This is a genomic window from Acinetobacter sp. SWAC5, from assembly GCF_003419885.1.
Taxonomy (GTDB): Bacteria; Pseudomonadota; Gammaproteobacteria; order Pseudomonadales; family Moraxellaceae; genus Acinetobacter; species Acinetobacter cumulans.
The window spans coordinates 1-7837 of sequence record NZ_QUWR01000047.1 but is presented as its reverse complement, the minus strand read 5'-3'; the positions used below and the strand labels follow the sequence as shown (position 1 = coordinate 7837).

The 7837-nt window shown below is 41.4% G+C and carries 10 protein-coding genes; 3 read left to right on the top strand and 7 right to left on the bottom strand.

Annotated features, from left to right (window positions below):
• On the bottom strand, nt 1-835 hold an 835-nt coding region (locus DYI81_RS17390; RefSeq protein ID WP_205669754.1), incomplete at its 3' end, for a phage late control D family protein.
• 306 nt (nt 836-1141) lie between these two features.
• Nucleotides 1142-1777 (bottom strand): cation transporter, encoded by a 636-nt coding sequence (locus DYI81_RS17385; protein ID WP_106986740.1) that lies wholly within the window; start codon nt 1775-1777, stop codon nt 1142-1144.
• A gap of 74 nt (nt 1778-1851) precedes the next feature.
• Between DYI81_RS17385 and DYI81_RS17380 the strand changes: the two genes are divergently transcribed.
• Nucleotides 1852-2253 (top strand): MerR family transcriptional regulator, encoded by a 402-nt coding sequence (locus tag DYI81_RS17380; RefSeq protein WP_117008169.1) that lies wholly within the window; start codon nt 1852-1854, stop codon nt 2251-2253.
• Between the two features lie 18 nt (nt 2254-2271).
• Here DYI81_RS17380 and arsH read toward each other — a convergent pair whose 3' ends face one another.
• The 4 genes from arsH to DYI81_RS17360 all read right to left on the bottom strand — a co-directional run bounded on the left by arsH (nt 2272) and on the right by DYI81_RS17360 (nt 4959).
• Entirely contained in the window at nt 2272-3012 is a 741-nt protein-coding gene (gene arsH / locus DYI81_RS17375; RefSeq protein WP_117008168.1) for an arsenical resistance protein ArsH, read from the bottom strand.
• On the bottom strand, nt 3009-4064 hold the full coding sequence (gene arsB / locus DYI81_RS17370) for an ACR3 family arsenite efflux transporter (protein ID WP_117008167.1): 1056 nt from the start codon (nt 4062-4064) through the stop codon (nt 3009-3011). Before arsB ends, arsH begins: the two co-directional genes overlap by 4 nt.
• Nucleotides 4065-4148: 84 nt before the next feature.
• The gene (locus DYI81_RS17365; RefSeq protein ID WP_117008166.1) at nt 4149-4622 is read right to left on the bottom strand and encodes an arsenate reductase ArsC; all 474 of its coding nucleotides are present in this window, start codon (nt 4620-4622) and stop codon (nt 4149-4151) included.
• A gap of 16 nt (nt 4623-4638) precedes the next feature.
• Entirely contained in the window at nt 4639-4959 is a 321-nt protein-coding gene (locus DYI81_RS17360) for a metalloregulator ArsR/SmtB family transcription factor (protein ID WP_117008165.1), read from the bottom strand.
• A gap of 156 nt (nt 4960-5115) precedes the next feature.
• Here DYI81_RS17360 and yegQ point away from each other — a divergent pair, with 156 nt between their 5' ends.
• Together yegQ and DYI81_RS17350 are read left to right on the top strand one after the other, a co-directional pair.
• A complete protein-coding gene (gene yegQ / locus DYI81_RS17355; protein WP_106986746.1) occupies nt 5116-6516 on the top strand; it encodes a tRNA 5-hydroxyuridine modification protein YegQ in 1401 nt (466 codons plus the stop codon).
• 11 nt (nt 6517-6527) lie between these two features.
• A complete protein-coding gene (locus DYI81_RS17350; RefSeq protein ID WP_106986747.1) occupies nt 6528-6782 on the top strand; it encodes a YfhL family 4Fe-4S dicluster ferredoxin in 255 nt (84 codons plus the stop codon).
• Nucleotides 6783-7070: 288 nt separating this feature from the next.
• Here the strand turns inward: DYI81_RS17350 and DYI81_RS17345 are convergent.
• A partial coding sequence (locus tag DYI81_RS17345) for an FAD-dependent oxidoreductase (RefSeq protein WP_171356379.1) occupies nt 7071-7837 on the bottom strand: 767 nt, incomplete at its 5' end.

Below are 7837 nucleotides of genomic sequence, written 5' to 3'. Positions count from 1 at the left end.
TGCTTTGGACTGAACCTGCACCTTCTTCTTGGCTGAGGCCATCAGCTTGCCAACGTTGCACATGTACTGCTGTCGGTTGAATGCTACGCTCACCGATAAAGCTAGTGATGCTGTCTTGTTGCTCTGTGGCACTGGAGCGATGAAAGCGGATACTGCGACGGCTGAGTGCTTGATATTGGCTATTGTCATCAATCAAGCGGAGTTTTTGTTTTTCAATTGGCACTGAGGAATGTGGCACTTTCAGCTGTGCTTCATCAATAAGCCAATTAATGCCTTCACTGCGCCAAAGTCGGGTTAAAAAGTCATAATCGCTTTCATTCGACTGCATGATGAAGGGCCGAACATCATAGTTTTGGCTTAAACCACTTAGATCAAGCATTAGACTGGATGCAAAGAGTGGACTTTTGCTTTGCCATTCTTTAAAAATAGTTTCACTGACATCACGCACTGATTTATTCATAAACACACGGCTATTGCGACGTTTATGCCACAGCGACGTTGCGTCTTCTAAACTGAGTTTATACAGCGTGAGTGAACCATCACTCTGGCCTTGAGTGGCTTCGGTAATGATACCCGTAGTACGGAAGAGCTCACCCCGATCTGTCACTTGATCAACAGCAACTTGTACACCAATAAATTGTTTCAGCGGAATCAATGCATTGGTGGATAAGCAAATCAGGGTCGCTTGCAGGCCTTGGTTTAAGCCATGCTCCCCATCAATACGTTGAATAAAAAGCTCGTCATTCAAAGCAGGATTGGAAAATTGCGCATGGATGGCACGCTTTTGAGCGGATAAGCCTAATTTTTCTAATACAGCAAGTATTTTGCCTAGCATAATAAAAAATTCTTAATTGTAATTTTAAAAATTATATTTACTGAAAATTAAATAAAAACAGAAAGCTAATAAAGATAAAATCATAAAAGATGCTGATTATATTTTCTTTAGCACACTAACAATTTTCTTTCAATTTTCATGTAAATCTGTACTTTTTTCTAATTTATTGAGCCTTTACCCAAAAACATAATTATATTCATTTTCTATATTCTACATTTTTTAAACATAGACAGCTAGCCTTGGAGTAAAGACTAGCGCATCTCTTATAAAGCAAATTGTATTGATAAAAAAGTTGCAGATTGTAAATTAAGAGCAGTTCATTGGTGCTTCTACTTTTATTTTTCGCTCTTTCAAAGCTTGCTTAATCACCGCATAACCACCCGTTAAACCTAATACCGCCATAATTCCTGCCACAATAATGTCTGGCCATAAACTGCCTGTACCAAACACCCCCACTGCAGCCAAGATCACGGCCACATTGCCAATCGCATCATTACGGCTACATAGCCAAACCGACTTCATATTGGAATCGCCATCGCGGAAGGCATATAAGATCACCGCAGAAATCACGTTGGCCACCAAGGCTAAAACACCAATCGCGCCCATGGTGATCGCTTCAGGCGGGATACCTTGCATATAAGAGTAAATGACTTTACCAATGACCACGAAGCCAAAGGCCGCCATCGTCAGCCCTTTTAACAGTGCAACTGTCGCACGCCAATATAGACTCGCCCCCAATACAGCCAAAGACACACCATAGTTGACAGCATCACCAAAGAAATCCAAAGAATCCGCCCACAGTGATGCAGAGTGCGCATAAGCGCCACCAATCAGCTCAACCAAGAACATCGCTAAGTTAATGAATAAGGCGATCCAAAGCGCGGTGCGAAATTTACTATTTGGCTTTGGCGGTGCTGGTTCATGACTGCAAGTACAAGCCATACAAAACTCCCATGCATTTCAGTATTGATCAGGTTATAGTCATTAAAAACCCTCGAGTAACTCTAAGGTCAAGCATGGCAACTTATAAAATTGGTGAACTGAGTAAAAAAACAGGATTAACAACCGACAGCATTCGTTTTTATGAAAGCAAACAGCTGATTCAGCCCTCATTTCGGGCGGACAATAATTATCGTTATTATCATGAAGATGCATTAAAACGCTTACTGTTTATTCAGCGCTGTCGGGCTTTAGACTTATCCCTACAAGAAATTGAAACCTTAATTGCATTGGAGCAGCAGCCGCAGCAAAACTGCCAGGCAGTGAATGAAATTATTGACCTGCATTTAGCACAAGTCGAAAAAAAATTGGCAGAACTGCATAAATTCCAACAGGAATTACAGCAGCTCCGCCAATCTTGCAATGCACAAAGCACCATTGATCATTGCCAAATCTTAAAACAGCTTGAAGCTGAGTAAGCGGCATCGAATCATGTATTAGATAGATTTTTGATTCACACGTTTAGACAATTCAGCCGCCGACTCTTTACGTTCTGAATAGCGATTGGTCAAATAACTTGACTGCCCACGGGTCAATAACGTGAACTTATACAACTCTTCCATGATATCGACAATTCGATCATACAAACTCGATGCTTTCATACGGCCATCTTCTTCAAACTCCAAAAAGGCTTTCGGCACAGAAGATTGATTTGGAATGGTGATCATACGCATCCAACGGCCTAAAATGCGCATTTGATTGACCGCATTAAAAGATTGCGAACCGCCAGACACTTGCATCAAGGCCAGGGTTTTTCCTTGCGTGGCGCGAATTGCCCCAGCAGCCAATGGAATCCAATCAATTTGCGCTTTTAAAATAGAAGTCATCGCACCATGACGCTCAGGACTGCACCACACCATCCCTTCCGCCCAAGCCAATAGCTCATGTAATTCTTGCACTTTCGGATGTGTCGCATCGCCATCTTCAGGTAAAGGCAAACCTTTAGGATGAAAAATTTTCACCTCAGCACCAAAATGTTCAAGAATACGACCCGCTTCAATCACTGCTAAACGACTATAAGAACGTTCACGGTTTGAACCATACAGCAATAAAATCCGTGGTGGATGCGCAAGTTCTTGCGCCTGCACATTTGCAAAGGTCGGTTGCTCAAGCAAGTCCATCTCAATGTTTGGAAGATCTGTATTCGCTAGATCAATCTTTGATAAATCAGTACTCATTCAGCATTTGCCCCTGCATTTGAGAAATATTTTTTACGTAGCCATAAAGACACACTGACCAAAGCAATCAGCACAGGTACTTCAACCAATGGCCCAATAACGGTGGTAAATGCCACAGGTGAGGCCAAACCAAAAGTAGCAATCGCCACTGCTAGCGCCAATTCAAAATTATTGCCTGCTGCAGTAAAGGAAATCGCCGTGGTTTTGGCATAGTCATTGCCCATCAACTTGCTCATAAAGAAGCTAATGAAAAACATTACGACAAAGTAAATGGTCAGTGGAATGGCAATGCGCAGCACATCCATTGGCAGACTCAGCACTTCACCGCCTTTTAGACTAAACATCGCCACGATGGTAAACAGCAGTGCCAATAAACTCAGCGGACTAATTTTTGGAATAAACTTCGTTTGATACCAATCTAGTCCTTTTTGTTTCACCAAAAGTGTCCGGCTGAGATAGCCCAATAAAAATGGAATGCCCAAATAAATGAGCACCGCTTTGGTAATAGTCCAAAAACCGACATCAATCACTTGCCCTGCCACACCAAAATATGGCGGCAAGAAGCTTAAGAATAACCATGCGTATGTACTAAAAAACAGGATTTGGAAAATACTGTTAAATGCCACCAAGGCAGCCACATATTGATTATCACCACAAGCAAGGTTATTCCACACCAAGACCATCGCAATACAGCGCGCCAAGCCAATTAAAATCAGCCCCGTCATATATTCAGGATAATTCTGTAAGAAAATAATCGCTAAGGCGAACATCAAACACGGTGCAATCAGCCAGTTCTGTACCAGTGACAACACCAACGTTCGCTTATCCTGAAACACTTGCGGCAAATTGGCGTAATCCACCTTTGCCAAAGGTGGATACATCATCAGAATCAAACCAATGGCAATCGGTAAATTAACCGTGCCTAAGCTCATACTTTCTAAAGCAGTTGATGCCTGCGGAAATAAATAACCGATCAAAATACCCAGTGCCATGGCAATAAAAATCCACAGCGTGAGATTACGATCTAAAAAGGATAATTTTGCAGTTTGCATATCTTCAACTTATCAATCTAAGACGCAAAAATTAAAAGCCATGTACAAAAAACAGGCTTCTATTTTTGCAGAATTGCGATTTAATTAATCAATCCGACCAATTTTATTCAGCTCAATAATTAAATCTTCTTTGCTTAATTGGTTTAAATCCAAGGCAAAAAAGGCATCAAAACGACGTTGAATATGCTCTACTGTCTGCATAAATGCCTGCATTTTTTCATCCTCTGCACAATCTAAATGTGAAGGATCTTCCAAGCCCCAGTGCACTTTTATGGCATTGCCTAAATATAATGGGCAAGGCTCTTCTGCTGCAGAACCACACACCGTCACAACAATTTCAGGATTAAACTGTTCGCAATCTTGCATATTTTTGCTCCACAAACCTTCTGTGGAAATATTCAAACTTTGCAAGGTTCTTAATGACAGCGGATGCACCTTACCTGAAGGCTGACTGCCTGCGCTGCACGCACTAAAGCCCTGCGGTGCACGTGCATTAAAAAGCGCTTCCGATAAAATACTGCGGCAGCTGTTACCTGTACATAAAAATAGAAAATTCATAATCTTACTCTAAATATCAATCACAACATGGCGCTGCATTTCCAGAACTTTTCAATTGCTCTGCACGTGGATTATGCTGCAGCGTTAGTTTCAAAATATCGACACACCACGTTTCTAATTCAGGATGAATTTGATAATAAATCCACTGCCCTTGGCGGCGATCTTGCAAAATTTTGGCACTGCGTAATAAGGCCAAATGACGGGATATTTTCGGCTGGCTTAAATCTAAGGCAGTCATCAAATCACAGACACAGCTTTCACCGCGCAGCAGCAAAATAGTCAATATGTCGAGACGCGTTTGATCTGACAAACATTTAAAAAAATTCAGTTGATCCATAATATATATGCATATTCGAATATACATATATATTATTCGCTATTCGGTGAAAATAACAGTGTTTTGGATCTATAATTCCGAGCTTTTTACTAGGTTGAATCATTTTTTTAGATTCATACAATAAAGCCATATTTTTTATATGCCTTAATTTTTGTCATGAGCATCACGACTGTAACTGAACTCTTATCACCTGCCGGCTCACTGAAAAACATGCGCTATGCTTTCGCATACGGTGCAGATGCCGTCTATGCAGGTCAGCCACGTTATAGCTTACGTGTTCGTAACAACGAGTTCGATCATGACAACTTACAAATTGGCATTAACGAAGCCCATGCTTTGGGTAAAAAGTTTTATGTGGTGGTCAACATCCAGCCGCATAACTCAAAATTAAAAAATTTTATTCGTGACCTTACACCAATCATTGAAATGAAGCCTGATGCACTGATCATGTCAGACCCTGGTTTGATTATGATGGTGCGCGAAAACTTCCCTGAAATTGACATTCACCTTTCAGTTCAAGCCAATGCCGTAAACTGGGCAACGGTTAAATTTTGGCAAAAAATGGGTCTAACCCGTGTGATTTTGTCACGCGAACTGTCGATTGAAGAAATCGAAGAAATTAAAACGCAAGTCCCGGGCATGGAAATTGAAGTCTTTGTTCATGGCGCACTCTGCATGGCCTATTCAGGCCGCTGCATGTTATCTGGCTACATGAACAAACGCGATGCCAACCAAGGTGCATGTACCAATGCTTGCCGTTGGGAATACAAAGTGTCTGAAACCGCTGAAGATGCCAATGGCGATGTGATTCCTGTACAAAATATTGATACAGCAAAAAAATCTGGTTGCTGCTCAAAAGATGCAGATGAACTGCACATGCAAGCGCAAAACCAAGTTTCTGAACCAGTGTTATTACAACGTAATGACGAAGAAGCTTTTGCTGCCGAAGAAGATGAACACGGCACATATTTCATGAATTCTAAAGACTTACGTGCCGTTCAGCATGTTGACCGTTTAACCAAGATAGGCATTCATTCACTGAAAATTGAAGGTCGTACCAAGTCTTATTTCTACTGTGCCCGTACTGCGCAAATTTACCGTAAAGCCATTGATGATGCGCTGCAAGGCAAAGACTTTGACCCATCACTGATGACTCAGCTCGAAGGTTTAGCAAACCGTGGTTATACCGAAGGTTTCTTACGCCGCCATGTGCATAGCGAATATCAAAACTATGAAAACGGTTCATCAAGTTTTGACCACCAAATTTTCTGCGGTGAAGTTTTAGAGCGCAATGGCGACTACATCAAAATTGATGTGAAAAACCGTTTTGTGGTGGGTGATTCATTAGAACTAATGACCACTAAAGGCAACATCACGTTCACATTGACTGAAATTAAAGACAAAAAAGGTAATTCCATTGAAGATGCGAAAGGTTCAGGCCATATCGTGGATATTCCTGTGCCTGCCGATGTCGATATGACTTATGCCCTGCTCATTCGTAACTTACCAAATTCGACGGCAGATATTTCTGCATCCTCTTTGGCTTATCAGGCTTAATTGGGTTCGCTATGGCCTTACTCATTACTGACAAATGCATTAACTGCGATATGTGTTTACCCGAGTGCCCGAATGAAGCGATTTATGAAGGTGCGAAGGTCTATAAAATTGATACAGACCGCTGCACAGAATGTGTGGGTTTTTATGAAACTCAAACCTGTGTTGATGTCTGTCCAATTGAGTGCATCGTGCCCCATCCCGAGCATGTGGAAACGCAAGAGCAGTTAATAAAAAAATTTAAAGGATTGAATTTATTCAAGTCTTAATATGAAACGCCACTTTGGAATACTTATTGCTTATAAGCTTAGCAATTAAAAAGAACAACCTTGGGGAAAGTATAAAAATAAGGTTGTAAAACAAAAATAGACGATGGGCAAAGAACGGGATCAAAATGCGTGGGGACATTTTGATTCTTATCTTGCAGATAAAAAAAGGAACTCCGGTGTTAGCATCCAAAGTTCCTATAAAACGAGAATATTGATAACAACAATATTCACAATAACGCTTAGAAAATAGGTCAGTGTGTATGGGGAACACACTGGCCTTTTCTTTTATTACTGACCTGAACGGATAATGTAATCGAATGCTGAAAGTGATGCTTTCGCGCCTTCACCTGTAGCAATGATGATTTGTTTGTAAGGCACTGTTGTACAGTCACCCGCAGCGAATACACCTTTCACATTGGTTTCGTTGCGTTCGTTAATCACAATCTCACCGCGGTTTGAAAGTTCAACGGCTGTTTCTTTTAAGAAATCAGTGTTTGGCAACAAACCGATTTGTACGAAGATACCTGCTAGTTCAACAGTGTGTTCAACATCAGTTGCACGGTCTTTGTATTTCAGTGCAGTCACTTGTTTGCCATCACCAACCACTTCTGTAGAAAGCGCATTCTTAATTACAGTGGTGTTCGGTAAGCTGTTCAATTTGTCTTGTAATACTTGGTCAGCACGTAGTTTGGTATCAAACTCAACAAGCGTTACATGCTCAACAATACCTGCAAGGTCAATGGCTGCTTCTACACCTGAGTTACCGCCACCGATGACTGCAACACGTTTACCTTTGAACAATGGACCATCACAGTGTGGGCAGTACGCTACACCACGTGTACGGTATTCTGCTTCACCCGGTACATTCATTTCTCTCCAACGTGCACCTGTAGATAGGATGACTGTTTTCGATTCTAGTTTTGCACCATTTTCTAAAGTCACTTCAACCAAACCATTTGCCGTTTGTTCAGCACCTTTGATGTCTGCAACACGTTGTAGATTCATAATATCTACGCCGTATTCACGAACATGCGCTTCCATTTCAGCTGCAAACT

Coding starts and splice junctions, on each gene's coding strand:
- DYI81_RS17385 (WP_106986740.1), bottom strand. CDS start 1,777: ATGGCTTGTACTTGCAGTCATGAACCAGCACCGCCAAAGCCAAATAGT.
- DYI81_RS17380 (WP_117008169.1), top strand. CDS start 1,852: ATGGCAACTTATAAAATTGGTGAACTGAGTAAAAAAACAGGATTAACA.
- arsH (WP_117008168.1), bottom strand. CDS start 3,012: ATGAGTACTGATTTATCAAAGATTGATCTAGCGAATACAGATCTTCCA.
- arsB (WP_117008167.1), bottom strand. CDS start 4,064: ATGCAAACTGCAAAATTATCCTTTTTAGATCGTAATCTCACGCTGTGG.
- DYI81_RS17365 (WP_117008166.1), bottom strand. CDS start 4,622: ATGAATTTTCTATTTTTATGTACAGGTAACAGCTGCCGCAGTATTTTA.
- DYI81_RS17360 (WP_117008165.1), bottom strand. CDS start 4,959: ATGGATCAACTGAATTTTTTTAAATGTTTGTCAGATCAAACGCGTCTC.
- yegQ (WP_106986746.1), top strand. CDS start 5,116: ATGAGCATCACGACTGTAACTGAACTCTTATCACCTGCCGGCTCACTG.
- DYI81_RS17350 (WP_106986747.1), top strand. CDS start 6,528: ATGGCCTTACTCATTACTGACAAATGCATTAACTGCGATATGTGTTTA.